This is a genomic window from Burkholderia sp. Ax-1719 (assembly GCF_011753055.1).
GTDB lineage: Bacteria > Pseudomonadota > Gammaproteobacteria > Burkholderiales > Burkholderiaceae > Paraburkholderia.
The window spans coordinates 13,987-40,690 of the sequence record NZ_VWWJ01000044.1; the positions used below are offsets into that span (position 1 = coordinate 13,987).

The 26,704-nt window shown below is 64.9% G+C and carries 27 protein-coding genes; 12 read left to right on the top strand and 15 right to left on the bottom strand.

Annotated elements, in window-relative coordinates; genetic code table 11:
- The first annotated feature begins 19 nt into the window (after positions 1-19).
- Together F3J17_RS34405 and F3J17_RS34410 are read left to right on the top strand one after the other, a co-directional pair.
- Positions 20-1,126, top strand: coding sequence for an ABC transporter ATP-binding protein (locus F3J17_RS34405; RefSeq protein WP_167070045.1), 1,107 nt, complete (start codon positions 20-22; stop codon positions 1,124-1,126).
- Between the two features lie 64 nt (positions 1,127-1,190).
- The gene (locus F3J17_RS34410) at positions 1,191-2,213 is read left to right on the top strand and encodes a substrate-binding domain-containing protein (RefSeq protein WP_345891286.1); all 1,023 of its coding nucleotides are present in this window, start codon (positions 1,191-1,193) and stop codon (positions 2,211-2,213) included.
- Positions 2,214-2,216: 3 nt separating this feature from the next.
- Here F3J17_RS34410 and ppk2 read toward each other — a convergent pair whose 3' ends face one another.
- Positions 2,217-3,044 carry a polyphosphate kinase 2 gene (gene ppk2, locus F3J17_RS34415; protein WP_167070049.1) on the bottom strand — a complete coding sequence of 276 codons (828 nt, stop codon included), beginning with the start codon at positions 3,042-3,044 and terminating at the stop codon, positions 2,217-2,219.
- 194 nt (positions 3,045-3,238) lie between these two features.
- A complete protein-coding gene (locus F3J17_RS34420; protein WP_167070051.1) occupies positions 3,239-4,681 on the bottom strand; it encodes an MFS transporter in 1,443 nt (480 codons plus the stop codon).
- A 410-nt stretch (positions 4,682-5,091) separates the two neighbouring features.
- On the opposite strand from F3J17_RS34420, the gene F3J17_RS34425 reads away from it, so the two are divergent.
- Positions 5,092-6,000 carry a DUF2092 domain-containing protein gene (locus F3J17_RS34425; protein WP_167070053.1) on the top strand — a complete coding sequence of 303 codons (909 nt, stop codon included), beginning with the start codon at positions 5,092-5,094 and terminating at the stop codon, positions 5,998-6,000.
- Complete coding sequence (locus tag F3J17_RS34430) at positions 5,997-6,572, top strand: DUF6515 family protein (protein WP_205195089.1); 576 nt, start codon at positions 5,997-5,999, stop codon at positions 6,570-6,572. The genes F3J17_RS34425 and F3J17_RS34430 overlap by 4 nt, the downstream gene beginning before the upstream one ends.
- A 17-nt stretch (positions 6,573-6,589) precedes the next feature.
- Here F3J17_RS34430 and F3J17_RS34435 read toward each other — a convergent pair whose 3' ends face one another.
- Positions 6,590-7,318, bottom strand: coding sequence for a hypothetical protein (locus F3J17_RS34435; RefSeq protein ID WP_205195090.1), 729 nt, complete (start codon positions 7,316-7,318; stop codon positions 6,590-6,592).
- 353 nt (positions 7,319-7,671) lie between these two features.
- On the opposite strand from F3J17_RS34435, the gene F3J17_RS34440 reads away from it, so the two are divergent.
- The gene (locus tag F3J17_RS34440) at positions 7,672-8,109 is read left to right on the top strand and encodes a Fur family transcriptional regulator (protein ID WP_240161256.1); all 438 of its coding nucleotides are present in this window, start codon (positions 7,672-7,674) and stop codon (positions 8,107-8,109) included.
- Between the two features lie 434 nt (positions 8,110-8,543).
- Here the strand turns inward: F3J17_RS34440 and F3J17_RS34445 are convergent, their stop codons facing one another.
- From F3J17_RS34445 to F3J17_RS34465, 5 genes are all read right to left on the bottom strand, one after another.
- Positions 8,544-8,774, bottom strand: coding sequence for a hypothetical protein (locus tag F3J17_RS34445; protein WP_167070060.1), 231 nt, complete (start codon positions 8,772-8,774; stop codon positions 8,544-8,546).
- A gap of 57 nt (positions 8,775-8,831) precedes the next feature.
- A complete protein-coding gene (locus F3J17_RS34450) occupies positions 8,832-9,083 on the bottom strand; it encodes a hypothetical protein (protein WP_167070062.1) in 252 nt (83 codons plus the stop codon).
- Positions 9,084-9,238: 155 nt separating this feature from the next.
- Positions 9,239-9,871: a response regulator transcription factor gene (locus F3J17_RS34455; protein WP_167070064.1), complete on the bottom strand. Its 633-nt coding sequence runs from the start codon at positions 9,869-9,871 to the stop codon at positions 9,239-9,241.
- Positions 9,868-11,307: an ATP-binding protein gene (locus tag F3J17_RS34460; RefSeq protein WP_167070066.1), complete on the bottom strand. Its 1,440-nt coding sequence runs from the start codon at positions 11,305-11,307 to the stop codon at positions 9,868-9,870. Before F3J17_RS34460 ends, F3J17_RS34455 begins: the two co-directional genes overlap by 4 nt.
- Positions 11,308-11,478: 171 nt before the next feature.
- Positions 11,479-11,787, bottom strand: a complete 309-nt coding sequence (locus tag F3J17_RS34465) for a hypothetical protein (RefSeq protein WP_167070068.1) — start codon at positions 11,785-11,787, stop codon at positions 11,479-11,481.
- Between the two features lie 422 nt (positions 11,788-12,209).
- Here F3J17_RS34465 and F3J17_RS34470 point away from each other — a divergent pair, with 422 nt between their 5' ends.
- The gene (locus F3J17_RS34470) at positions 12,210-13,412 is read left to right on the top strand and encodes an ABC transporter substrate-binding protein (protein ID WP_167070070.1); all 1,203 of its coding nucleotides are present in this window, start codon (positions 12,210-12,212) and stop codon (positions 13,410-13,412) included.
- A gap of 53 nt (positions 13,413-13,465) precedes the next feature.
- Positions 13,466-15,274 carry a PAS domain S-box protein gene (locus F3J17_RS34475; RefSeq protein WP_240161257.1) on the top strand — a complete coding sequence of 603 codons (1,809 nt, stop codon included), beginning with the start codon at positions 13,466-13,468 and terminating at the stop codon, positions 15,272-15,274.
- 21 nt (positions 15,275-15,295) lie between these two features.
- Here F3J17_RS34475 and F3J17_RS34480 read toward each other — a convergent pair whose 3' ends face one another.
- Positions 15,296-15,592 (bottom strand): hypothetical protein, encoded by a 297-nt coding sequence (locus F3J17_RS34480; protein WP_167070073.1) that lies wholly within the window; start codon positions 15,590-15,592, stop codon positions 15,296-15,298.
- A gap of 387 nt (positions 15,593-15,979) precedes the next feature.
- Here F3J17_RS34480 and F3J17_RS34485 point away from each other — a divergent pair, with 387 nt between their 5' ends.
- The gene (locus tag F3J17_RS34485; protein WP_167070075.1) at positions 15,980-16,174 is read left to right on the top strand and encodes a hypothetical protein; all 195 of its coding nucleotides are present in this window, start codon (positions 15,980-15,982) and stop codon (positions 16,172-16,174) included.
- A gap of 9 nt (positions 16,175-16,183) precedes the next feature.
- Here F3J17_RS34485 and F3J17_RS34490 read toward each other — a convergent pair whose 3' ends face one another.
- On the bottom strand, positions 16,184-16,600 hold the full coding sequence (locus F3J17_RS34490) for a PRC-barrel domain-containing protein (RefSeq protein WP_167070077.1): 417 nt from the start codon (positions 16,598-16,600) through the stop codon (positions 16,184-16,186).
- 171 nt (positions 16,601-16,771) lie between these two features.
- Here F3J17_RS34490 and F3J17_RS34495 point away from each other — a divergent pair, with 171 nt between their 5' ends.
- The gene (locus F3J17_RS34495) at positions 16,772-16,966 is read left to right on the top strand and encodes a hypothetical protein (protein WP_167070079.1); all 195 of its coding nucleotides are present in this window, start codon (positions 16,772-16,774) and stop codon (positions 16,964-16,966) included.
- A gap of 22 nt (positions 16,967-16,988) precedes the next feature.
- Here F3J17_RS34495 and F3J17_RS34500 read toward each other — a convergent pair whose 3' ends face one another.
- The gene (locus tag F3J17_RS34500) at positions 16,989-21,326 is read right to left on the bottom strand and encodes an ATP-binding protein (RefSeq protein ID WP_167070081.1); all 4,338 of its coding nucleotides are present in this window, start codon (positions 21,324-21,326) and stop codon (positions 16,989-16,991) included.
- Positions 21,327-21,735: 409 nt separating this feature from the next.
- Between F3J17_RS34500 and F3J17_RS34505 the strand changes: the two genes are divergently transcribed.
- Entirely contained in the window at positions 21,736-22,179 is a 444-nt protein-coding gene (locus F3J17_RS34505) for a thioesterase family protein (RefSeq protein ID WP_167070083.1), read from the top strand.
- Between the two features lie 7 nt (positions 22,180-22,186).
- On the opposite strand, the gene F3J17_RS34510 is transcribed toward F3J17_RS34505, so the two are convergent.
- The 3 genes from F3J17_RS34510 to F3J17_RS34520 all read right to left on the bottom strand — a co-directional run bounded on the left by F3J17_RS34510 (position 22,187) and on the right by F3J17_RS34520 (position 24,677).
- Positions 22,187-22,504, bottom strand: a complete 318-nt coding sequence (locus tag F3J17_RS34510; protein ID WP_027814707.1) for a YnfA family protein — start codon at positions 22,502-22,504, stop codon at positions 22,187-22,189.
- A 106-nt stretch (positions 22,505-22,610) separates the two neighbouring features.
- Positions 22,611-23,414, bottom strand: a complete 804-nt coding sequence (phnX, locus tag F3J17_RS34515; RefSeq protein WP_167070085.1) for a phosphonoacetaldehyde hydrolase — start codon at positions 23,412-23,414, stop codon at positions 22,611-22,613.
- Positions 23,415-23,492: 78 nt separating this feature from the next.
- Positions 23,493-24,677, bottom strand: coding sequence for a 2-aminoethylphosphonate--pyruvate transaminase (locus tag F3J17_RS34520; protein WP_167070087.1), 1,185 nt, complete (start codon positions 24,675-24,677; stop codon positions 23,493-23,495).
- Between the two features lie 115 nt (positions 24,678-24,792).
- Here F3J17_RS34520 and F3J17_RS34525 point away from each other — a divergent pair, with 115 nt between their 5' ends.
- Entirely contained in the window at positions 24,793-25,647 is an 855-nt protein-coding gene (locus tag F3J17_RS34525) for a LysR substrate-binding domain-containing protein (RefSeq protein ID WP_167070089.1), read from the top strand.
- A gap of 3 nt (positions 25,648-25,650) precedes the next feature.
- Here the strand turns inward: F3J17_RS34525 and F3J17_RS34530 are convergent, their stop codons facing one another.
- Positions 25,651-25,881 carry a hypothetical protein gene (locus F3J17_RS34530; RefSeq protein WP_167070091.1) on the bottom strand — a complete coding sequence of 77 codons (231 nt, stop codon included), beginning with the start codon at positions 25,879-25,881 and terminating at the stop codon, positions 25,651-25,653.
- A gap of 361 nt (positions 25,882-26,242) precedes the next feature.
- Between F3J17_RS34530 and F3J17_RS34535 the strand changes: the two genes are divergently transcribed.
- On the top strand, positions 26,243-26,704 hold a 462-nt coding region (locus F3J17_RS34535; RefSeq protein WP_167070093.1), incomplete at its 3' end, for a phosphoribosyltransferase family protein.

Below are 26,704 nucleotides of genomic sequence, written 5' to 3' on the forward strand. Positions count from 1 at the left end.
GCTCAACGAGAGACGAACGATGACGAACCTGGCAAACGTGTCGGTGCGCAATCTGCGCATCGAGCTTGGCGCGAACACCGTGATCGAGGACCTCGACCTCGACGTGCGCGCCGGCGAATTCGTGGTGCTGCTCGGCCCCTCGGGCTGCGGCAAATCCACCTTGCTGCACAGCATCGCGGGCCTGATCGACGTGACGGATGGCAGCATCGAAATCGGCGGCGCGGACATGACCTGGGCCGACCCGAAGGATCGCGGCGTGGCGCTGGTGTTCCAGTCCTACGCGCTGTATCCGACCATGAACGTGGAGCGCAATATGTCGTTCGCGCTGCGCATCAACGGCACGCCCAAGCCGGAGATCGAGCGCCGCGTGAAGCGCGCGGCCGATATGCTGCAACTCGGGCCATTGCTCGCACGCAAGCCCGCGCAACTCTCGGGCGGCCAGCGCCAGCGCGTGGCGATCGGGCGGGCGCTGGTGCGCGAAGCCGACGTGTTCCTGTTCGACGAACCGCTATCTAACCTCGACGCCAAGCTGCGCACCGAACTGCGCCGCGAGCTGAAGCAACTGCATCAGCAACTGGGCGCGACGATGATCTACGTGACGCACGACCAGGTGGAGGCAATGACGCTCGCCACGCGCATGGCCGTGATGAAGGGCGGCGTGATCCAGCAGTTCGGCACGCCCGCCGAAGTCTACGCGCGGCCCGAGAACCTGTTCGTGGCGACCTTCCTGGGCACGCCGCCGATGAACCTGCTGCGCGGCACGTTAGCCGCCGACGAGGGCAAACTGTGGTTCCGCGGGCCGGAGCTTTCGGTCGACGTGACGAACTATGCGTTCAAGGGCGCACCGGATCTGGCGCGGCCCTGCGTGCTGGGCGTGCGACCCGAGGATGTGCGCGCGGGCGGCCGGGGCGGGGCGCAAGGCCAGGGGCAAACTCAGCTGTCAGGGTCGGTCACGCTGGTCGAACCGATGGGCAATCATCGCGTGCTCTGGCTCGATTATCATGGCGTCCAGATCGCGTCGATCGATCAGGACAAGGCGCCGCTTGCCAGCGGCGCGCCGGTGTCGTTCGAGATCGATGTGCAGCATGTGTCGCTGTTCGACGAAGCGAGCGGCCAGCGGCTATAAAGCAGGCTCTGAAGTCACCCCGAACCATCAAAAATCAAGACCGAGACCAAGGGAAGAACCAGACGTGGCAACCCTGAAAGACGTGGCAACTCTCGCCGGCGTGGGCCTGTCCACTGCCTCGCGGGCGATTTCGGGCAAGGGGCCGGTGTCGGCCGAGGCGGCCGCGCGCGTGCAGGCCGCCATCGAGCAACTGAACTTCCGGCCTTCGTCGATCGGTCGCGCGATGGCGACGCAGTCGCTCGGCATCATCGGTATCTTTGTGCCGACGTTTTTCGGCTCGTACTACGGCACGATCCTCAAGGAAACCGACACCGAGCTGCGTGCGGTGCGCCGTCACGTCGTGGTGGCGACGGGCTGCGGCGAGGCCTCGCCGCGCGAGCAGGCCATCGAGGCGGTGCGCTTTCTGATTGGCCGCGACTGCGACGGCGTGGTGGTCATCAGCCATGACCTGCACGACGACGATCTGGGCATGCTGCACGCGCTGCACCCGCGCATGGCGTTCCTGAATCGCGCCTTCGACCAGATGCCCGAAGCGTCCTTTTGCGCCGATCACTTTCACGGCGGCGAACTCGCGGCGCGCACGCTCATTGAGCATGGCCATCGCGAGATCGCGGCAATTGGCGGCACGGCCAGTTCTTCGGACAATCAGGCGCGTCTCGACGGCTTTTTCGCCGAACTGGAGCGCCAGGGCATCGCGCGCGAGCAGGTGCCGCTGGTGATGTCGGACTTCTCGCCCGAGGGCGGTTATGCGGCGGCGGGCAAACTGCTCGACTCAAAACGGCGCTTTACGGGCTTGTTCTGCGCCAACGACACGATGGCGATGTCCGCGCTCGCGCGACTGCAGCATGCGGGGATTTCGGTGCCGCGCGATGTCTCGGTGATTGGGTACGACGATGATTATTCGGCGGCCTATATGGCGCCCGCGCTGACCTCGGTGCATATCCCCACGGCCGAACTCACGCGCAATGCCGTGCGCTGGCTGATCAACCAGTGCTACGGCGCCGACTGGGAAATCGAGCGCCGCTTCGACGTGAGCGTGACGATGCGCGCTTCAGTCGCGCAGGCCAACCCGGCGCGACCGCGCTAGGACTCAATAGACCTGCGGCACGCGGTTGTAGGCGTAATCGGGGTCCTGATAGCCGTCGGCCTTCTGGCGGCGCGGCAGCTTGACCGTCTCGCGCGGCACCTCTTCGTAGGGCACGCGGCTCAGCAGGTGGGCGATGATGTTCAGGCGGGCGCGCTGCTTGTCGTCGGAGTGCAGGAAGAACCACGGCGCGAAATTCGTATCGGTTTTCTCGAACATCTCGTCGCGGGCGCGCGAGTAGTCGTACCAGCGATGGTAGGACTCCAGATCCATCGGCGAGAGCTTCCAGATCTTGCGTTCGTCGGTGATGCGCGCTTCGAGGCGGCGCGTCTGTTCTTCGGGGCTGACGTCCAGCCAGTATTTCAGCAGGATGATCCCCGAGTGCACGATGGCCCGTTCGATCAGCGGCACGGTCGCCAGAAACTCCTGCACCTGCTCCGGCGAGCAAAAGCCCATGACACGTTCGACGCCCGCGCGGTTGTACCAGCTGCGGTCGAAGATCACGACCTCGCCCGCCGCGGGCAAATGCGGCAGGTAGCGCTGGAAGTACATCTGGCTCTTTTCGCGCTCGGTGGGCGCGGGCGTGGTGACCACGCGAAACACGCGCGGATTCACGCGCTCCGTGATCGCCTTGATGGTGCCGCCTTTGCCGGCGCCGTCGCGGCCCTCGAAAAGTATGCAGACCTTCGCGCCGCTCTTCACGACCCATTCCTGCATTTTCACGAGTTCCTCGTGCAGGTGGCGCAGCGTCTTTTCATAGGCCTTGTCGCTGAGCTTTTCTTCCGGCTGCGGCAATGCTTGCTTCGATGCCTTCTTCGTTTTCGTATCGGACATGGCGGTCATTCCCATCTGATGAGCGGTGAAAAGAAGCGGCGTCTGCAGCCGCATTCATGAAACCGTCATCGTACTGGGCGGCAAGGAAGCGCGGCGCGTCGATGTCTGCGCGCGAGCGCTGTCCTGGACCGAAATCAAATGGCGCGTTCGAGGGCGACGTCCTGCCGCCATCGCCATCGCTGCCCCTGTTTAGATCACTGTGAAATGGATTCGAGCGAGCGGTTGTTGGTGCGCGGCCCGAACAGGCCGATCGCGGCCATCACCATTACCATCGCGCCCGTGATAAGCGCGAAGACGCCCGGGACACCCGAGTGGCGCAGCGCGAACGCGATCATGAAGCCCGAGAACATTGCCGACAGCCGCGACATTGAATAGACGAAGCCCACTGCTGTGGCGCGCATGCGGGTGGGGAACAGTTCCACCTGATAGGCGTGATAGCCGACCGACAGCAGCGTGCCGCCGAGCGTGATGAGCACGCCCAGCACCATCAGCATGGCAGGCGACGACTGGAAAGCGAACAGCGTGCCGAACACAGCGATACCGAGCGCAGCGAGCACGATGAGTGTCTTGCGCTCGATGCGGTCGGCGATCGCCATGCCGATCAGCGGGCCGAACGGATTCGACGCCGCGATCACGAAGGAATAAAGCAGGCCGTGCGTAACCGTGACGCCCTTGGAGACCAGCAGCGTCGGCACCCACGACGCGAAACCGTAGAAGCCGATCGCCTGGAGCAGATTAAAGACGAGCAGGGTAATGGTGCGGCGTCGATACGGCGGCTGCCAGATTTCGGCAAAACGGGCCTTGGTTGGCTGCTGCGTGGTGGCGCTTGCCGCTTCGGGCGATGGTGCGGGCAACGCGCGACCATACTGCGCCGCCACCCTGGCTTCGAGCTTGTCGAGAATGCGTGCGGCTTCCTCGTGGCGGCCGCGCTGCGCGAGCCAGCGCGGACTTTCGGGCACGCGGCGACGAATCGCCCAGGCAATCAGCGCGCCACAAGCGCCGAACATCACCACCCAGCGCCAGCCGTCGAAACCGAGCGGCGTTCGCGGCACGAACCACCACGCCAGCAGCGCCACCGACGGCACCGCCGTGTACTGCACCAGATGCACGAAGGCGAAGGCGCGCCCGCGCATGTGCCGGGGCACGAGTTCGCTTACATAGGTGTCGATGGTGACGAGTTCGATCCCCACGCCGATTCCGGCAATGAGGCGCCACAGATTGATTGCCGGTGCGGAACCCTGCATCGCCATGACGAAAGTGGCCGCCGAATACCACAGCAGCGAAGCCGTGAACATCGTGCGCCGCCCATAGCGGTCGGCCAGGCCCGTAAAGCAGAAGGTGCCGATAAAGAGCCCCGCAAACGACGCCGCCACGAACGCGCCGAGGCCCGAGAAGCCGAAAAACGATGCCGTGGTCGTCGAGTAAAGCCCGCTTTTGACGAGGCCCGGTCCGACGTAGGCCGTGAAAAAGAGGTCGTAGAACTCGAACCAGCCGCCGAACGACAGCAGCAGCACGAGCGTCCAGACCGCGCGGGTGGCGGGCAGACGGTCGATGCGCGCGTTGATCTGCGCGGCGGCGCCGAGCGCGGCATCGTCACGGGGCGACGCGTTGGCCGCGCCGAACGGCAGACTGGACATGGTGGCTCCTCCTGAGCACGGGCTGGGGTGTGGCGGCGCGCAGGGGCATCCGCTGTCTCTGGTTTTTCTTGACGTTCTATCTGATAGAACATCGTTCTATAATTCTCACGCTGATAGTAACGCGAGCAGATCCGGCAACCGACCAGGGCTTTCACCGAGCGTCGCGGCGAAGATCGTTGCTGCGCGCGCCGCAAGGAAAACCGGGCGGCCCACATGAACGCATTCATGCGGCGCAGCGGCAAGGACGCTGCTAAGCTCGCAGTTACGAAGTGCGCGTGATCACCGCGTTATCTTTCTGAAGCGTCGCGCGCAACGCCGGCCGTCACCACCGCTCGTGGGCAAAGTGCAGGGCAGTGGCATCAACCGAGGATCGACGGTCGGACCAGGCGAACTTTCAGTCAGGAGACGTCGTGAACAAAAAAGTCTTCCCTGGAATCACCGCGCGCACGTTGCCGGGAATCGTCGGCGCGAAGCTCGTTCTCTCGCTATCCACGGCGCTGTTTGGCGCGCTGGTACTCGCGGGCTGCGCGCATCAGGAAACGTCCCACGAACATGTGCCGGCGCAATCGAACGTGCCGTCGCCGCTCAACGACCTCGGCACGGATGCCGCGAATGGCAACGGCGGCGCGTCGAGCGCAATCGATGCGCACGCAACCGATGCGCTCGACGCGATGGGCGAATATCTGCGCACGCTACGCGCATTCGAAGTCGACGCCGATACCGCCACCGACGTCGTGCTCGATAACGGCCAGAATGCGGCGCTGCTGCGCCATACCGTGCTCAAGGTGAAGCGGCCCAACCGTCTGCGCGCCGATATCACCGGCAACGGCAATGTGCGCGGCATCGTGTACGACGGCCGCCGCTTCACGATCTACAACCAGCAGAAGGGCTTCTACGCGCGGCACGACGCGCCGCCGACGCTCGACGGCCTGGTCCACGATCTCGCCGATAACTGGCACATCGAAACGCCACTTGCCGATCTGTTCTATTGGGGCAACGGCAAACCGGACGATCAGGCGATCAGCGCGGCGCAGATCATCGGCGTGGAGAAGGTGGATACGCGCAGCTGCACGCACTACGCATATCGTCAAAGCGGCGCGGACTGGGAACTGTGGATCGAGACGGGACGCCGCCCGCTGCCGTGCAAGATGATCATCACGGATACGAGCCAGACCTCGCGGCCGCGCCACGAAGTCACGTATCACTGGAAACTCAACCCGGTGTTTGCGCCTTCGACGTTTGTGTTCCGTGCACGCGCCGGCGCCCGGCAAATCGAATTGAAACCCGCGGATCGTTCGCCTTATGAGGAGGCCGAATGATGGACGGTATATCTGCGCAGAGGATGATCGCTGCGGCGCTCGCGGTGTCGGTGACGCTGGCCTCGGCTGAGGCTTACGCGTTTCGCGGCATGGCGCGTACGAGCATCCATCCGATGGGTGGGAATTTCAGCGGCGGCCAGGGGGTGACGCGGCCGGGTTTCAATGGCGGCGGCGAGCAGCACCCTGTCCCGCAGCCAGCGCCGCAGCCGCATCCTCCGGGACCCAATCCGCCGAATCCGAATCCGAATCCTCAACCGCATCCGCCGGGGCCTGGCCCGCAACCGCAGCCTCCGGGACCACCACCCGGTCCCGGCCCGGGCCCGCATCCGCCAGGACCGCCGCCGCCTCCGCCTGGCTACTGGGGCGGCGGCTGGTACGTCGATCCGGTGGCTGCGGCCGTGACCGTCGGTGTGACGGCTGCCGTGGTCGGATCGATGGTCGCGACGCTGCCGCCTGCGTGCGCGACAGTCATCGTCGGCGGCGTGACGTATGAGCAGTGCGGCGGGACGTGGTATCAGCCGCAGTATGTCGGCGCGCAGGTGCAGTACGTGGTCGTGACCGCACCGCGATAAGCCGCAACAGCGGGCGTTCAGGGTTGGCGGGCGTCCGCTGGTGCGCCCGCCAGAGCCCACTGCACGGCGGCGTCGAACATCGCCTGGCCATCGGCGCTCAGATGCTCAAAGCTGCGGTTGCCGAGGAACACGGCGACACGACGCGCCGGCGCGATGAAGTCGTAATCCATCGTCGCGCCTTTCTCATAGCCGAACAGCACGGCGTGCTCCGGCTCACCGGGAATCGTCGCAACGACGGTCGCACCCGGCGCCGGGCGGCCCCAGCCCATTTCGCCATCGCGCGGATAGACCCAGCGCTTGCCCGCGGCCACGCCGCCCGCGAGCGGGCTTGGCGCATTCACGACATTGACGTAGTGCTCCTTGTCCAGCTCGCCGAAATCCACACCCTTGCGCTGGCCCGTGAAACGCAGCGAATCGAACAGATCCGCCTCCCAGGTCAGCAAGGGCAGGCCGATATCGCGATACGCCGTGCCGACCATGTCGCGCGCGCTGACCACCGACGAAATGACAACCAGTTGCGCGCCGCGCGCATCGGCGACTGGCGCGGACTGATCGACCATCGTGACTGCGTAGCCGAGTGACTCCAGATGGGCGCGCACCTTGTCGTCTTCGGCGCGGTCGGCGTGGGCGAGACGCGTGACATACCAGACGAGCGGCCTGGCGGCTTTAACGTGAGGCTGATCGACGGTGGAGGGCGTTGCATCGCTGCTTGCCGCCAGCGCGCTGGCTGGCGCAAGCGTCGACATGGACAGCGCGAGAAACGCGGCGGACAGCGTCAGACGCCGCAAGGACGCAGTGGCCAGGAAGCGGGAAAAAACGTGTATCGGAGTGAGAATCGTTGTGCTGGCAGGCATTGGGCTGGACGACGTTCGGAGATCGATGGAAGATGATTCGACGGATTTTCGCAAATGCGAATCATTTACATTTATGCGTATGCTAATCGCAAGGAAATCTGGCGTAAAGGTTCGGAGCGGCCAAATCGCAGCGTGACGCGGGGACTTAAGCAAGCCTTAAGCAAGCGCCGACGAGACTGTCGTCTAAGTCCGAAACTGTATCCGAAGTAATGAGAGCGATTTACGCCGATCTGAAACGAGCCCGCATGCGTCCGACGTCGAGCCGCGTCGCCGTGCTGCAGCTTTTTCACGAATTCCCGACCGAACATATGACCGCCGATCAGGTGTTCCGGCGCGTGCCGCCGGACACCGAGCAATGCAGCCTGGCGAGCGTATATCGCGCGCTGGCGCAGCTGCTGGAGGCCGGGCTGATCACGAATGCGTGGATCGGCGAGCAGCGGGTCGTTTATGAACTCAATCGCGGCACGCGCCATTCGCATCTGGTCTGCAACGACTGCGGCGCGATCCGCGACATCGACGACAGCGAACTCGAAACGCAGCACGCGGCCATCGCGGCGGCGCGCGAGTTCAGCTATACGAGTGCGAGTCTGGTGATTTTCGGGCGCTGCTCGCAATGCGAGGCGGCGCTGGAGGCCGGTGGACGGCGCGCTCTGTTGCGCACCGCGGTCCAGCGCGTGGAATAAGGCTGGTCGAGGCGAAAACGGGGTTTTGGAGGCCGTTGATGCGTGGGGCGGCTGGCCGAAGGGCTGCTTTACTCCGTCCAATTTATGATTTTACATAACATAAATTATCGAAGTTTTTTTGTGACATCAAATTAATAACGTCGTGCCGTCCCTCAGAAAATCCTTAACCGAAAATCAGCCTGAACCTATCCAGCGCATCGTCGCGCTCAAGCTACGATTAGTTCACACATATCGAAGCCCGAAACCCGAAACAGGAAGCTCGAAACCCGCTCTCAGGTTCCAGCTCAGCCCGATGCTGGAGCTCTTTACGTCGCGGCTGTTATTGCGACTTTTTTATGCAGCGATAAATGGACGGCAAGCGCGCAAAGCTTGCCGTCCATTTTCCATAGCCTCGCCAGATCGGCGTTCAACGATCGGCGCAAAAAAAGCGCAGTTCAATGCGCTATGCAGAAAAACGCCTGCGCACCCTCGCCAGGCGTCAACCCGGCGATAAACAGGCCTTCGAGCCGCTGGGCCTTCGCTTCGTCCAGAATGAACGGCGGCCGCACGAAGCCGCGCGAGATCGCCTGGTCGAACCACTGACTCATCCAGGCGCGTAGTTCGGTTTCGTACACCGACAAGACCTCTTGACCATCCTGCGCTGCCTCCACTTGCTCGATTCGCATGGGTCGCTCCTTGTAAGTGTTGTTCGAATCCCTGCGACGATGGGACCTGCGCGCCGCTCACGTCTCCAGGCGGTCGACACGCATGGCGGGTCTTGCACGTTCCGGTGGAAACACCCGCCATACGCGGTCGGCATGACGAAAGAAGAACAAAGCGCGCGGACCGTTGCCGTGTAGCGCGTCAATTTCGACGCATACGCTCACGATCCTGCCCAACGGGCAACGCCTCACGGTCAGGACGCGCACCGTGTGACCTTCTTTCGGGTCCAGCCATTTGCCGACTGCCGTTCGAAGCGACTGCTGCACCATCATCCCTGATCTCCTGCCGTGCGTGCCGTTGAAAGCATCGTAGGCAAGCGGCAGGTTCCTCTCTATCGGCGGCAGCGGATAGTTCCCGCAGGAAAGTCTGGTAAAGGCGTCAGGATTTCCTTCAGCGCTTCCACCGCATGCGCACCGTGCAGATCAGTCTACTCCGCAATCAGCCCATGGCGAATGGCATAACGGATGACTTCGGCATTATTGGTCAGGCCGAGCTTCTGCATCAGCCGCATCTTGTGCGTGCTGATGGTCTTGGCGCTCAACGCGCAGGCGTCGGCGATATCGTTGATGCTGCGGCCCGTAGCCAGCATCTGCAGCACCTGGAACTCACGGTCGGACAGCACTTCGTGCGGCGGCTCGTCGCCCGCATGCTTGTCGAATACCAGCGCATCCACCAGCTTCGGGTCGATAAACCGCCCTCCTTCAGCCAGCTTGCGGATGGCGGCCAGCAACACATCCGGATCGCTGTCCTTGGTGACATAGCCCGTCGCGCCGGCGCGCAACGCGCGCGACGCCACCTGGGCTTCGTTGTGAATGCTCAGCACCAGCACGGGCAGCGTGGGCCGGTCGGCGCGCACGCGGCGGATCAGATCGACGCCGCTGATGCCCGGCATCGTCATGTCCAGCAGCAACAGATCGATTTCGCAGCTACGTAGTTTGTCGACGACTTCCGAGCCTTGCGCGGCCTCGGCCTTGACGGTCATATCGTGCGTGGTCGCGATGATCTGCTTGAGCCCGCCACGCACGATGGCGTGGTCATCCGCGATGAGAATCCTGATCATGTGTGGGTCGCGCCCTCGAGCGGAATGTGGATCGATATGGTGGTGCCCTCGCCCGGCCGGCTGTCGATCTGCAGCGTGCCGTCGATCAGCTTCGCACGCTCGGTCATGCCGAGCAAACCGTAGGTGTGTTTTACGGTTTCGGCCGTCGCGGCGGAGGGATCGAAACCGCGCCCGTCGTCGTGCACGGACAAGGCGAGCGCATCATGACGCGTCGCAAGCTGCATGCGCACGCGCTGCGCGTGCGCGTGACGCGCCACGTTGTCCAGTGCGGCTTCGACGATCCGGTACAGCACCGTGGCGCGCATGTCGGACAGGTCGGGTTCATCGCCCTCGACCTGCAGCGCGCACGCAATCGCGTGACGGCGGCTGAAATCTTCCGCGAGCCATTCGAGCGCGGAAACGATGCCGAAGTTTAGCGCAGCGGGCCGCAGATGACTCGCGACGCTGCGGACCATGCGAATCGAGCTTTCGACCAGCGCGCGCATGTCCTCAGTCTTGCTGATGGCGTCCCGATCGTCGCTCAGCCGCATGCGCAGCAGCGAGACATCCATCTTCAGCGCGGTCAGCAATTGCCCTACTTCGTCCTGAATCTGGAACGCGCTGCGCTTGCGTTCGTCCTCGCCCGCGCAATCGAAATAACCGAGCAATTCGCGTTGCTGGTCGCGCGCGCGCACGAGGTCCTGCTCGATGCGCTTGCGCGTGGAAATATCGTAAAGACCCACGTACGCCGCCGGCACATCGTCGTACGTGGCGATGCGCGCGTTGGCCAGCGCCCAGAACTGCGTGCCGTCGCTGCGGCGCATTTCGACTTCGGCGTCGAGCAGCGTGCCTTCCGATACAAGGTGCCGGATCAGCTGCTCACGCACGGTCCTGTCGACATAAAACTCGACGATGTTCACGTGCGCGGGCGCGCGGTCGTCGATCCGCAGCAACTGGCGCAGCGGCGCGTTGGCGTAGAGCAGTTCGCCGCCCGGCATCGCGGTCACGCAAAGCGCCACGGGGCTGGATTCGTCGATCGAAGCGGTGCCATGCCGGGCCAGATGCTCGCGCCGCAGCGCGCCCAGTGCGAGTTGGGTGCGCACGCGCGCCGTCAATTCTTCGGCGCACACGGGACGCAGGAGATGATCCGCGGCGCCTGCCGCGTAGGCTGCGCGCAAGGTTTCGTGCGCGTGCGTCGCAAGGATGAGGATGACCGGGATATCGTGCGTGAGATCGTCGTTTTTAAGCCGACGGCACAGGTCGAGCGCTTCGTCCGTTGCGCTAGCGTCCAGCAGGATCAGATCGGGCAGCGACGCGCGTGCGAGCGCCAGTACCTGCGCAGCGTCGCGGGCAATCAGCAGACGCACGCCGGGTTGTGTAAGCGCTTGCGTAATCGCAGAAAAGTCAGCGGCATTGCCGCCGCCGAGCACAATCGTGCGCGGAAGTGTATGAGTCATGCGCGTGAGTGCCCGCCATTGTGATTGCTTTCTTGTTTGCGCTCTCGTTCGCCACATTACGCCGCCGTTGCCACATCGCCCTGACTGGCAAGCCGTCGGTACAGCATGTCCGGATGTGGCCGGCCCTGGCCCATCCGGATCGACATCCGGTCTCTGGCTTTGCCAGGCTTTTCAACCCGCCAACCGCAGCGCGACCGGCGGTTGCGAGCGGTCGATCACGGCATCGAGGCAGACAAACAGCGCGTCGAGCATCGACAGCGCTTCGGAATCCAGTTGATCCTCGTGATAGGCCCGCAAGTCTTTCAGCGTTTCCTGCAACCGCCGCAGCCGCTCCATGCCGGTATTGCGCAACGGCCAGCCGTGCATCAGATACGCCAGCGGCGTCAGACTGCGTGTTTCGCACCACGTATCAAAGAGGCGCAGGCAGAGCGTATCCGCCTCCTCGATCTGCGCCTTGCGATCCTGCATCGATAAAGTCATCGCGTGTTGCCTCTTTACTCAACTTTGCTGCTGGCCGCCGTTCATGTTGCGAAATATGGCGCTTGAGCGCGTGACAGTACAGTCGTCCCCTGCTGCAATCGGGGTAGAAGCTTCCTGAATTCCGTGTCAGGAAATCCTGAATGACAGGCTGCCGATGTTAAGGCACTCATATCAGTTCTCGATTCGCGGATTCCCCACCCTTCTTCGCGCGCTATTTCTTCCTGATTCTTACTGCAACGGATAAACCGCCGCCGTTGCGGCGTTCAGATCTATGCGCATTGTGTGCGGAATTACGGCACGGTATGCTGCGTGACTATCCGACGGCCTGGCCTGCCTCACTTGCTGAGCGCAACGCCGCTCCTGCTGCCGTCGCCACGCTTGCGGGCAACGCAAATGAACGAACCGGTTCGCCCGAAATGGCCATGAACAGAAGACAGATGATGGCGCGCTGCCTCGCTGCGGGCGCGGGTCTGGTCGCGGCGTCCTCGCCCTTGCGCTCGTCGTGGGCCATGCCGGCTGGCCGGGCGCCGGCCCATATCGTATTTCTGAACCCCGGCGAAAGCGTGCAGGGAACCAGCGGCCCGCACTGGCAATTTGTCTCGCGCTTCATGGCGGCCACGGCGCAACGCTTCGGCATGCAGCTCGAAGTCCTCTACGCGGAACGCGATCATCTGTTGATGCTGCGCCAGGCCGAATCGATCGTCGCGCGCCGCGTCGCGCCCGACTACGTCGTCATCGTCAACGAAAAGATGACCGCGCCTTCGATGCTGCAGACGCTCGCGCGCTCGCCCGCCAAAGTGCTGCTGATCCACAATGATCTGACCGATGAGCAGCGCGCCATCACGGGTCACGAACGCGGCGCAATTCCCAACTGGATCGGCACGATTACCGCCGATGCGCAACGCGGCAGTTTCCGTCTCATGGAGTATCTGCGCCAGCTCAACGGCGAAGCGCCCGCGCGCGTGATCGGCATCACCGGCGACCCGGCCACGCCGGTCTCGCACGAACGCGCGGCAGGCGCCCAGGCGGCCCTCGCGCGGCGGCCGCAGGATCGCACCTGCCAGCTCGTCTACGGCGACTGGAGTTACGCCGATGGACGCGACAAGGCGCGGGTCCTGCTCGCGCGCTATCCGCAGGCCAATATACTTTGGGCTGCCAACGATTCGATGACGCTCGGCGCCTTGAGCGCGGTGCGCGAGCAGCATTCGAGCGCAATCGTAGGCGGTTTCGGCGCGCTGCCCGAAGCGGTGGAATCGGTGATGCGTGGCGATATGGCGGCGATCGTCGCGGGCGATCAGTTCATTGGCGCGTGCGCGATGGTGCTGATTCACGACTACCACCACGGTGCGGATTTCGCGCTCGCCGGCGGCGCTCGCCAGCGCCTTGATTACCTGAAGGTTTTGCATGACCGGGACGCCGCGCGCTACAACGAGATCGTGTTCGAGCGGCGCGAAACGCCGGATTTCAGCGCGTTTTCGCGTATCGCCCGCCTTCAGCATGGCAGCGCGGGCGCTTATGACTTCAATCTCCAGCCGATTCTGAACACGGCATTGAATCCTGCGATGACCGCGGCACCCGGAACGCAAATGAAAACGGCGCCCATCGCCACCGCCAGGAACGCATGATGTGGCGATCGTGGTTGCGTCGCGCGTTTCCGCGCACCCTGCATGCACAGCTGATGTTGTCCCTCGTGGTGCTCGGCACGCTGGTCGCCAGCAGCAGCGCGCTCATCGTGCTCCAGCATGCGCGCGAGCGGCGCATCGTGGAACTCGACGAGCGCGCCAATCGCATCGCCGATCTGCTGGGCCAGTCGCTCGCCCAGCCGCTCTGGAATATCGATCGCGACGCCATCGACCGTCAGTTGAACACGCTCAAGCCCAATCCCGAGGTGGTGCGCCTCACGGTCACGGCCACCCATTACGGCGTGCTCGCCGATGTCCGCAACGCAAACGCGCCGGGCCCCGGTGAAGAAGTCGTGCGCGTACAGCCGATCGAGTTCACGCCGCCCGGCAACGCGCCGCGCGAGCGCATCGGCGAGGTGCGCGTGGTGCTCACCCGCGCGGTCGCCGAAAGCGGTTTTTCGGCCGCGCGCGCCGTGGTGCTGGGCGCGCTGGCGCTGGCCTTGCTGGTCGTCTATATCGTCACGTTCCTGTTGATCCGCCATCTCGTGCGCGAGCCGATCCGCCGGCTCGAAGAAATGGTCGACCGCATTGCCGGCGGCGATCTGGAGAGCCGCTGCGTGATCGAATCGAGCGCCGAACTCGGGCGGCTGGCCGCGCGCGTGAACCTGATGGCCGGGCGCTTGCACGACTCCACCGCTTCGCTCAAGGAAAGCGAGCGCAAATATCGCAGCATCGTCGAAAACGCACTCGAAGGGATCTTCGTGCTCGACCGCGACGGCGTGCTGCACGAAGCGAATCCGGCGATGGCGCGCCTGTTCGGCTTTCCCAATGTGGCCGCGCTGATCGCTGCGCTCGCCGCGCATGGGCGCGCGACGGTCACGTCCGCCGCCGCGCCCTTCTCCCCCAAGCAGGTCGAGCAGTTGTTCGCGCTGGTGGGCCTGAACGGCGAAATCGCGGGGATGGAAATTCCGCTCACGCGCGCCGACGGCACGACGGTCTGGTGTCTGCTGAATGCGCGCGGCACGTATTGCGAGTCGTCGAGTCTGCCGGCGCTGGAAGGCCAGCTCACCGATATCTCCTCGCGCAAACAGGCCATGGAGGACCTCACGCGCCATCGCGACCAGCTCGAACAGGAAGTGCGCGAACGCATGCGAACGGAGCGCGCGTTGCGCGATTCGCGCGAGCAGTTGCGCCAGCTCTCGGCGCATCAGGAGTCGATCCGCGAGGAAGAGCGCCGACAGATCGCCATGACGATCCACGACGAACTGGGCCAGTTGCTCACCGCGATCAAGATCAATGTGTCGCTGCTCAAGATGCGCCTGAGCCAGGGCGGCGACTGGTCGCCCAAGTGCCACGACATCGGCGATCTGGTGGAACGGACCATCGACATCGTGCGCAACGTCGCGAGCCATCTGCGCCCGGCGGCGCTGAACTTCGGGCTGATTTCCGCGCTGGAGTGGCTGGTGCAGGACTTCGCGAAACACAACGGCATCCGCTGCACGTTCCGGCTCGAAGGCGCCGAGCCGGTCTTGAGCGACGATCGCGCCACCGCCGTGTTCCGCATCGTCCAGGAGGCGCTGACGAACGTGAGCCGGCATGCGCGCGCCTCGCGCGTGGACGTGATCCTGCGCACACTCGACCGGTTCGAACTGGAAGTTCGCGATAACGGCGTGGGCTTCGACGCGGCGCTCGCCACGCGCGGCGGCTCCTATGGCGTGCAGGGCATGAAGGAACGCGCGCGGATGATCGGCGCGCAGTTCCATATCGAGAGCGGCGCGGGAACGGGATCGCAGGTCCGGCTGGTTTTCGGCGAAGCGACGGCCAGCCTCAGTTGCGACGAGTCTGCCGGCGAGGTGGGGAAATAAGCCCGTTGGCGGCAATCCCCATCAGACGTCCGGCTCGAATCGGCGCGCCAGTTCGCGCATCACCTCGTTGGTCTTGTCGAGAAAAGCCGTGTGATAGTCGGGCGGCAGGAGCGCATCGTCCATCAGCGCCATCACGTCATCGAGGGTCTTGCGCAGTTGCCGATGGATATCGGCTGCCTGCGTCGCGCTCAATGTGGGCACGGCCAGCTCGATAAATTTCTGCATGACCACGGCTTTGCCTGCGAGACGCGAAATGCGCGTGGTTACTTCGGCGGTCTGCGCGGCGATCGCCTGGAGACTGGGTTGACGATCGGCCATCTCAGGCTCCGCCCCGATGCAGGGTCGGCGTCAATCGCCGTGGAATCGAAATTACGGAAGTGTTCAACGCCTCTGCCCCTCTTGAGTCCGATGATTGAACTATCGGCGCAAGTGCAGCGGCGCTAAATGGGCGAAACGCTTAATTTGCGTGCCGGATTCGCCGATTCGGCGTTCAGGAAATCCTGAAGTGGGCGAGCGCTGTGCAATACCGCTGCCGACTCGCTATACGCCTGGACGCATGACGACGTAGACTGAGCTCGGGTAGCATTGTCGCGCTCCTGTCAAGAAATAGCCCCTGATGTCCTGCGGCCATTTGCGGAGTCGAGCTATGCAAATGTGCGTGATAAGTTAGATTCGTCTGATCATTTCAATACTGAGAGACGCATCATGAATCAATCGCTACAGGCCGACGCACGACGCAAGACTTACTCCATGTACCGGCTCAACAAGGCGATGGGTCGTTTGATGGGCGCGAACGCGCCCGACGAGCAGCAGGTCGCCATGCGCTGGGTGAATGCGTGGAGCGGCATTATCGGCGAGCGCCAGATCGCCCAACTGGTCGCCGAACGCACCGACAATTGATCCCCCGCCTCAATCCTTCGCGTAGTTGAATTCGGGCATCGCCTTCAGCGCGGTCTTATCCGCGTCCAGCACGATCTGTTTGGCGCTCACCTGCAGATCATTGAAGCGCACGGCGACGAGGTGCTTGCCCATCCCGAGAAATCCGCCCACGGAAAGAATCGCAAAAGCGCCGTCGTTCGGCGATTCGAGCACGATGTCGTCGATTTCGCCGATTTTGCTGCCGTGGGTGTCGTAGACGTCCGAGCCCACCAGCTTCGAAGCGCGGAAACCCGTGCCCGACTGCACCGTCGCCATGCGCTGAACGGAGATCGACTGCGGCGCACCCTGCGCCAGGACGAATGGCGAGCATGCAAGCCCCGCGACCGCGATGGTCAGTGCCGACAGCGTGCGAACGAGTGAATGGTTTGATCGGGCGCGAGTGCTCATGATGGTATCCCCCTCGATATCGATGATGTGCATGGCTTGAGTGCTTGTCGCAAGTCACATGCCCATCGCGATATCGTCAGGATGCGACCGGTGTTCCACGCAACGCAGCGCCGCTGCGGCACGCGTCTTGCGGCTGAGGGACGAATGCCCATTCGCCATCAGGAGCCGCTTATGCCGCTGGCCTCACTCAGGAATGTTGGCGCGCGCGTCGTGATTCGCGCGCATCTGCCCACGGAAGAAGATCCCGGCAATCCCAAGCCGAAACAGCCGCCGCCCCTGCCCGATGGCGAAGTGCCCCCACCTCCGCCGCTAGGCGATCCGCCCTCCGAGGCGCCGCCCGAACGCGCCGGTCGTCGCTCGCATTGAGGCGTAGAAGCATCAAATGACGCTAAATGCCGCGCCGCGGCGCGGCCATTTCACCCCGCGCGTCGCCCCGCTCGCCCAGTAATTCGCGGCGCGAGCGCGTGAGCAGCACGATGATCTGCTCGGGATCGGCGGGTTTGGTGATGTGCCAGTCAAAGCCCGCCGCGATGGTCTTCCTGCGGTCCTCGTCCTGCCCCCAACCCGTCAGCGCCACCACCACCATCTCGGACGATTCGGGCATCGCGCGCAGCGCACGCGCCACGTCGTAGCCGCTCAAGCCTGGCATGCCCAGATCGAGCAGGACGGTCTGCGGCCGAAAGACCGCCGCGAGCGCGAGCGCGTCTTCACCCGCATGCGCCACGCGCACGTCGTGGCCGGAAATCGATAGCAACAGCGCGAGGCTTTCCGCCGCGTCGCGGTTATCGTCGACGACCAGCACGCGGCGCGCGCCAGGCGGCGCGATCGCGTCGCCGTCGGTCGAAGCTGACGTGCGTTGAGTGGGCACCACGATCGGCAAACTCACGCGAAACTCGCTGCCAAGATTGACGCCGGCCGAGCGCGCGTGAATCGTGCCGCCGTGCAACCGCACCAGCCCCTTCGATAGCGCGAGACCGATCCCCAGCCCACCCTCCGCACGCGGCGAACGCGCATCGATCTGCGAAAACATCGCAAAAAGGCGCTCGTGCGCATCGGGCGGCAAGCCGATGCCATCGTCTTTCACGGCAAGCTCGATCGTGTCGCCGTCGACGGCAATCGTCAGTTCGATATGACCGCCCGGATCGGTGTACTTGCCCGCATTGTTGAGCAGGTTCGATACGACCTGGGCGAGGCGCAGCGCATCGGCGTCGATCAGCACGTCGGGCAGCGGCGCATGCACGACCAGCGCGTGATGCTTGCGCTCCAGCAAGGGCCGCGACGCCTCCACGGCGGTCTGGATCACGCCCGCGAGACTCACCACGTCGCGCCGCAGATCGAGCTTGCCGCAGGTGATGCGCGCAAGGTCGAGCAGATCGTCAAGCAATCCCGACATATGCGTGACCTGACGCCGGATCACGTCCGCCGCCCACTGAAGCTGCCCGGGCGTGAGCGACGCTGAAGCCAGGATCGCCGCCGCACTGCGAATCGGCGCAAGCGGATTGCGCAATTCGTGCGAGAGCGTGGCCAGGAACGCGTCCTTCTGATGATCGGCTTCTTCGAGTTGCTGGCGCACACGCACATGCGCCGAGATATCGCGGAAATAGCAGACGAGGCCAAACGAATCGTCGGGCAACGGCGTGCGATGCACCTCCCACTCGTAGCATTCGCTCGCATCGCGGTCGCGCCGCGCCTCGATACGTTCCGGCGTGTGATACGGCTGCCCGGTTTCGAGCGTGCGCCTGAAAATGTCGACGATTTCCTGTGCGTACGCCGGATTCCAGACGCGGTGCATCACCACGCCCACGTCCTCGCCGATCAGTTGAGCCGCATCGCCAAAAAACGGTCTGGCCGCCGGATTCACCTCGCGGATGCGCAGATCGCGATCGACCAGATAAACGCCGAGCGGCGCTTCGTTCATGAGCGTTTCGAATTGCGCGGTGCGCAGGCGGATCGCTTCCTGGGCGTGCTTGCGCTCGGTCACGTCGGTCATCAGCACCGCTGCGCCTTCGGCGGCCGGATAGATACGCGTGTCGAACCAGCGTCCGGTTGCCGTGCAGCGCGTCTCGAACTGACGCGCCTCGCGCGCCGCGAGCGCTTCGCTTAAGGCGGCGGCAAAGCCGTTCGCGGCGCTCTCCGGGCAAACGTCGACGAAACGCTGGCCCAGCGCCTGAGCCGGCGTCATACCGGCCAGTTCGAGAAAACGCGGATTTACCAGCGTCAAACGCGCAGCCTGATCGAGCAGGAAGAACTGATCCTGAATGCTCGACAGCGCCAGTTCAAGCAGTTGTTCGTTGGCGCGGCGGATCTGCGTGCGTTCGAGCAATGCGCCCACCCGCGCCGCGAGTTCGCGCGCCGAAAACGGCTTGACGAGATAGTCGTCCGCGCCTGCATCGAGACCTTCAAGGCGCGCCTCTTCGCCCGCGCGCGCCGACAGCAAAATCACCGGTACGTTGCGCAAGGCCGGATCGCCGCGCACGTCGGCGAGCAGGCCGAAGCCGTCGAGGCGCGGCATCATCACGTCGGAAACGATCAGGTCGGGCCGGTTGCGGCGCGCGGCGTCGAGCGCTTGCACGCCGTCGGCGGCAAGCTCGACCTGATAGGCGCTCGCCAGCAGCGTGCCGACATAGGCGCGCATGTCGGCGTTGTCGTCGACCAGCAGCACGCGCGCACCAAATGTCGAAGCGAAACGCTGATCGCGCAGGCCCGCCGCCAACGCGCCCGCGGCGGGCTCCATGCGCAGGCCGTCGGTTTCGCTGGTGGCGGCTTTTTCCGCAGGCAGCACCAGGCTTTGCGCCTGAGCGGCGCGCCCGGTGCCCAGCCAGCCCGCGGCCTCGGCGGCGAAGGCCGCGGCCACCTGCATGCCGCCATTGCGCGTCGCGCCTTGCCGCAGATGCGCCGCATCCAGATGCGCGCTGCCAAGCGGCAGACTCACCGTGAAGCGCGAACCCTGCCCTGGCGCGCTCCATGCCTCGATGGTTCCGCCGTGCAGTTTCACCAGTTCGTGCACCAGCGCGAGACCAATGCCCGAGCCTTCCTGCGTGCGCCCGTGCGTGCCCTCTACCCGATGAAAGCGTTCGAACAGGCGCGGCATCGCCTGTTCCGGAATGCCGGTGCCACTGTCCTTGACGCTTAGCTGCGCGTGCGCGCCGTGCCGCGCGAGACTCACCGCGATGCGCCCGTTCAGCGTGAACTTGAACGCATTCGAGAGCAGATTCAGGACGATCTTTTCCCACATCTGCCGATCGACGTAGACCGGTTCGTCCATGCGGCACTGCACGCGAAACGCCAGGCCGCCGCGTTCGATCGCGGATCTGAACGTGCTGGCGACATCCTGCGTCAGGCGCGCAAGATCGGTCGGCTCGTAGCAGACGTCGATGCGGCCTGCCTCGATGCGCGCGAAATCGAGCAGCGAATTCACCAGCCGCAGCAGGCGATGGCCGCTGCGCCGCGCGAGGCGCAGCAAGCTCAGGCGCGCGGGATCGCGGTCGGCGGCTACGAGGTCGTCGAGCGGCGACAGCATCAGCATGAGCGGCGTGCGCAGTTCGTGGCTCACGTTGGAGAAGAACGTCGTCTTGGCGCGGTCGAGCGCGGCAAGCTGTTCGACGCGCTGGCGTTCGGTCTCGGCGGCACGCGCTCCTTCGACGATGCTGCTCGCTTGCGCTGCCACGAGGTCGATAAAACGCCGGTAATCGTCGTCGAAAACGAGGCGCGGACTCACGCCCGCGACGAGAAAGCCGATGCACTCGCCGGGCGTGCTCGCGGCCCCGGCGCGCATCAGCGGGACGATTGCCGCGCGCGTGGTCGGCTCGGGCCAGACCGACGGTGCGGGTAACACGCCGTCGAGGCGGTACGCGTCGAACGGCGCGCCGGTGCGGGCGGCTTCGGCGAACGCCGTTGCGAGCGGATCGGCTTGCAGGCCATGCAACGGGACGTCGACGGCGAGATGCGCGGCATCGGGATGACTGGAGGCAACCTTGCGCGCAACGCCGCCCTCTGCGCCGAGCAGATACAGCGAGACGAACGGCAGGTCGTGACGGTTGCCTTCGAGCGCGGCGACGATCTCGTCGCAGGCGGCCGAGACCGATTGCGCGCTGCGTGCCGCGCCGGATAGTCGTGCAACGCTCGCCAGCCGCCGCTCGGAGAGAATGCGGCGCGTATCTTCGGTCACCACGCACAGCATGCCTTCGACCGCGCCGCTGTCGCCGTGCACCGGGCCGTAGGAGAAGGTGTGATAGGTCTCTTCCTTGAAGCCGTTGCGCTCCAGAAAAAGCAGCAGGCTTACGTCCCACGTGGCTTCGCCAGTTGCGAGCACGTGCTGGATGCGCGAGCCCGCCTCCGTCCACACTTCCGTCCACACATCACGCGAGGGCAAACCGATGAACTGCTGCTTCGCGCCGAGCGTCGGGCGATAGGCGTCGTTGCACAGGAAGGTGAGATCCGGCCCCCAGGCCATCCACATCGCGTAGCGCGACGCGAGCATCAGGCGCACGACGCTTTTGAGGCTGTGGGGCCAGCTATCGTAGGCGCCAAGCGGCGTAGCGGACCAGTCGAAGGCGCTGACGAGCTCGGCCATGCTGCGCGCGGCGCCCGCATCGAGCGCGCCCCGAGCTTCCTGGGCGCGCTGCTGCACGCTCTGCCCGACCGCCGCGATCGCCTCGTCAACGACTGCGCGGATGGCGTGCTGCCGTGCCGCGCTGCCGTCGTCGCGCTCCCCTTCACCTGACATGTGGTCTCCCGCGTGGGCTGGAATGGACGTTGCCGCACTCGCGAGCGTTGCGGTCGAGGGTCGATGAGCATTTTTCGAGCCTGCTGCCGAGGCCCGCGCTCCGGGCCGGCCGGGCCGGTTTGGCCCAGTTTGGCGCCTCTGGCGAGAGTGCGCCCTGCGTGCATGAACTGTCAACGGCGGACCCGCGCACACGCGAGCCCGGCAATCAGCCCAAAGATTAGTCAGATGAATGAGCCTGCGATCGGGGGCGCCAGGAAACGCGCGAGCCGCTACAATCGCGCACTGCCTGCGGCAAATGCGCACACGGGTGCGAGACCGGAATCAGCCGCCGGTCCGCCCGAACACCAGAACGCAAGCCGCAACGACCAGATCGACACCCAGAGACAGCTCCACAATCCCCGCATTCCCCATGGCCCGCATCGAGCTCCACTTCCCCGAAGACCAGTATTACTACTCGACCCACCTCACGGTACGCGTCACCGACATCAACTCGGCGAACCACCTCGCGAACGATTCGATGATCTCGATGATTTCGGAGGCCCGCGCGCGTTTTCTGTTCGATGCCGGCATCGAGGACATGAAGGGCGAGCACACCAGCATCATCGTGACGGACCTGGCGACCACCTACCGCGCCGAAGCCTATGCGCGCGACCAGCTGTGCTTCGAAGTCGGCATCATGGATTTCAACAAGTACGGCGGCGACATCATCTTCCGCATCACGCGCCCCACGGACGGCGCGCTTATCGCGATGGCGAAATCGGGTTTCGTGTTTTTCGATTACGAAGCGAAGAAGGTCGTGCCGATGCCGCACGCGTTCCGCGCGAAGTTTCCGGGTGTGAATACCGTCGTTTGATGCGCTTTTAGCGCGGCTGGAAAGCGATCAACGCCATGCCGGCGAGCGTAAACGCAATGCCGGCCCAGTCCCAGGGACTCGGGCGGATCGCCTCGACGCCCCACAGCCACAGGATCGCCACGCACACGTAGACGCCGCCATAAGCGGCATAGGTGCGTCCGGCCGCGCTTGGATGCAGCGTGAGCAGCCAGGCGAACAGCGCCAGCGACGCGGCGGCCGGCACCAGCCACCAGGCGCTCGCGCCTTCGCGCAACCAGCGATACGGCAGATAGCAGCCGACGATTTCGGCCAGTGCGGTGACGACGAACAGCAGGAAAGTCTTCATGAGCGAGCGGAAAAACAGCGGGCGCTCATGGTAACGCAGACGCCGTATACGCCGAACGGGCGACTCGCGCCGCCCGTTCTTCAACCCTCAGCGAATCGACCCGGAATCAGGGGCGTTCGCCGCGCGCCAGACGCGTTTCGATCTCCGTGACCACCGGCAGCAGATCGGCCACGCTGTCGATCACATAGTGCGCTCCGGCGGCGCGCAGACGCTCGACCGCCGCCGCGCGGCGCAGCGCGAATTCGTCGGGGGCGAGCGCGTGGACTTCGTCCTCGGTCATGCCGAACGCGTTGCCGCTCACCGCCACGCCTACGGCCCACGTGCCGCCGTTGAGGCCTTCTTCGATGCCGACTTCGGTGTCATCCACCTTGATCGCGTCGCGTGCGCGCCACACGCCCAGCTGCGGCAGCGTGCGATAGATCATGTACGGCGACGGACGGCCTTCGGGCGTGTCGCCGGTGCAGACGATGCTGTCCGCCTCGAAGCCTTGCGCGGCCGCGCCCGGCACGATCTGGTCGATGATTTCCCGCGTGTAGCCGGTGGTGGAGCCGATGCGCACGCCATCGGCGCGCAGTTGCTTCGTCACCGCCGCAACGCCCGGAATCACGTCGCTGTATTGCGCGGCCACGGCGACGTTCTTCGGCACGAAGACGTCATAGACGGCGTCGATGTCGGCGTCGCCCGGCAGGTGGCCGTGACGCGCTTCCCACGCCTTGGCCACGCGCGGCAGCGCCATCAGCGCGGCGATATGCGGACGCTTGGCCATGCCCATCGGGCCGCGCGCTTCGTCGATCGTGATCGGCACGCCGAATTCCTCGAAGGTTTCGACGAATGCGCCCATCGGCGCGCGCGAACCGAAGTCCACCACCGTGCCGGCCCAGTCGAAGATCACTGCCTTGACGTGTTTCATTTGCGTATTTCCTTCGAATTGCGCTGCGTTATGCGTGAATCGCGTGAATCGCGTATATCGCGTAGATCGGTGAAAACTTCAGGCCGCGAGTGCTTCGCGGGCGTCGAGCGAGGCATGTTCCGGCGCGCCGTCGGGCACGCCCATGGTGCGCAGGGCCGTGGCGCAGGCGTCCACCACGCGGCGCATCACCGCTTCGTCGAGCGCGCCGATGCAGCCAATGCGGAAGCTTTCGACATTCGTGAGCTTGCCCGGATAAATGATGAAACCCTGCTCCTTCATCAGCTCATAGAAGCGCGTAAAGCTGAAGTTCGCATGCGCAGGCGAAAAGAACGTGACAATGATCGGCGAGCGCCAGACATCGGTGAGCAGCGGCTCGAAACCCAGCGCCTGCATGCCCGCCACCATCACATCGCGATTGCGCGTGTAGCGCGCCAGGCGCCCCGGCTGGCCGCCCTGCTCGGCGTAGAGGCGCAGCGCCTCCAGGAACGCCGCGACGGCGTGCGTGGGCGGCGTGAAGCGCCACTGGCCGGTGCGGTTCATCACGTCCCACTGATCGTGCAGGTCGAGCGCGAGCGAGTGGCTATTGCCCTTCGCGGCTTCCAGCGCGCTCTTCTTCGCGATCACGAAACCGAAACCCGGCACGCCTTCGATACATTTGTTCGCCGACGAGACAAATGCCTCGCACGGCAGCGTGCGCATATCGAGCGGCACCGCGCCGAAGGCGCTCATCGAATCGATCAGCAGACGACGGCCCAGGCGCGCCACCACTTCGGCGATTTCGCCGATCGGATTCAGAATGCCCGAGCTGGTTTCGCAGTGAACGACGACGACGTGCGTGATGGCGGCGTTCGCGGCCAGCAGGCGTTCGACGTCGGCGGCGCGCGGCGGCAGGTAGTCGCCCGTGTCGTGCACGGTGTGATCGCGGCCCAGATAGCGCAGCGTGGTGGCGATGCGCTTGCCGTACGCGCCATTGGCCAGCACGAGGGCATGGCCGTCGCGCGGCACGAAGCTGCCGAGCATCGCTTCGACGCAGTAGCTGCCGCTGCCCTGCAAGGGCACGCAATCGTAATCGAGCTCGGTCGCGCCGGCGATCTCCAGCAGCGCGGCGCGCAGGCGCGCGGTCATGGCGCGGAAATCGGCATCCCACGATCCCCAGTCGCGCAGCATGGCGGCTTTCGTCGAAGCGGCCGTGGTCAGCGGGCCAGGGGTCAGCAGATAGGGATCAGTGGCAGATGCGGCGGCGGGTACGACATTGGGGGTCATGCGGCTGCTCCAGTCGGTGTTCAGCGTGATGGCGTTACGGTACTGGAAGCGCGTGCATCGGTAAAATCGATATAATCGATGTCGATATCAGTTGAACTTATAGGTCAGGTCTGTCATGCAATATGCCCAGTTGCGCGCCTTCCACGCAGTCGCCGAACACGGCGGCTTTTCGCGCGCCGCCCAGGCGCTTTCCCTCACCCAGCCGGCGGTGTCCGATCACGTGCGGCGGCTGGAAAGCGATTTCGGCGTCAAGCTGTTCGAGCGCGCACCGCGAGGCGTCGAACTGACCGAGCTGGGCCGCAGGCTTTATGCGGTCACGCGGCAGATGGTGGGCTGCGAGCGCGATGCGCGGCGGCTGCTGGAATCGGCGGGTGCGCTGGAATCGGGCGAACTGGCGCTGGTGGCTGACGCGCCCGATCTGGCGATCAAGCTGGTTGGCGCGTTCCGGCGCCGTTTTCCGGGCGTGGTGGTGAAGCTCGGTATCGCCAATGCCACCGAATGTATGCGGCGCGTGCTGTCGAGCGAGGTAGATGCGGCGATCACGGCGGCGCATCAGGTGCATAGCCGCCTGCAGACACGTGTGCTGCGCGAGGAACCGCTGGTGGCGGTGGTGCCCGCCGACAGCCCGGCGGCCAAAAAGCGCCGCATGACTTATGAAGAACTGGTGCGCGAGCCGATGATCTTCCGAGAGGCGCACTCGGTCACGCAGCAGTTGCTCGAAGCCGAACTGGTGCGCAAGGGCCTGCAGGTGCAGCCCGTGCTTTATGTGGATGGCCGCGAGGCGCTGCAGACCGCCATCGCGCAAGGCTTAGGCGCGGGCGTGATCGCGGGCGCGGAATTCGGCGAGTCGCGCCGCATTCGCGCGATTGCGCTGGTGGATTGCCAGGTGCGCATGGTCGAGTCGCTGACGCGACTGGCCGATTCGTCGTCCAATCTGCTCGACGCGCTGTTCGCGACGCCGCTCGACTGAAACTCAGGCGGTCGAGGCAACCACGATATCCGCGCCGAATTCGTGCAGCAGGTCGCGCAGCGTTTCCGCCTGATCCATGCGCGCGCCGCGCCGTAAGTGAATGCGCAACGCCTGCCCCGCAATGCCGTCGATGGGCCGCGCCAGGCGCAATTCCAGTGCAAGACCAAGCCCTTCGGGGGCATCGGCTTCGGCGGGCTCGACGACGCGGGGCGAAAAACAGGCGGTGTCGGACATGGCATGGACCTCGTCGGTGAAAGGCACGGGGTTCATGCTAACCACGCGCGTGGGCCGCGCCAAACGAGAAATCCGCGTATGCAAATGAAGGCGCGGCGGGAGATGTTTGCGGTCTGCGCGCTAATGCAACCGGCAAACTCGCCGGTCAATGTGGGCGCATGCGGGCCATGGCCGGCGAGCGATATTCGACCTGGATTTCGGCCTGAATTTCGGCCGGAATGACAGTCATTCCCGGTTGCCGTTTTTATCCCATATTTTGCGCCGCGCCCAGGCGGTGCGTGGCACACTGGGCGCATCATTTTCGCGCCCGGTTTTGCATCCGGCCGCCGAAAACGCCGCTCCGGATCGAGACAAAACCGTCATGGAACGCCCCTTCACCGATCGACGCGATGCGGGACGCCTGCTCGCCGCCCAGCTCGTTGCGCCCTATGGCGGACGCCGCGACGTGGTCGTGCTGGCGCTCCCGCGCGGCGGCGTGCCAGTGGCCTTCGAGGTGGCGCAGGCGCTCGACGCGCCACTCGACGTGCTTCCGGTATGCAAGCTGGGCGTGCCCTGGCAGCCCGAACTGGCGATGGGCGCGCTGTCTTCGAACGGCGCGCAGTACGTCGATGAAACGCTGATCCGCGAGGCGGGCGTGAGCGAGCCGCAGTTGCAGAGCGCCCTCGCGCTCGCGCGCATCGAACTGGGACGCCGCGAGGCGCGCTATCGCGGCGAACGCGCGCCGATTCCGGTGGCTGGCCGCGTAGCGCTGCTGATCGACGACGGCATGGCCACAGGCGCGTCGCTCAAGGCGGCGGCGCTGGCGCTGGCCTCGCTCGGCCCT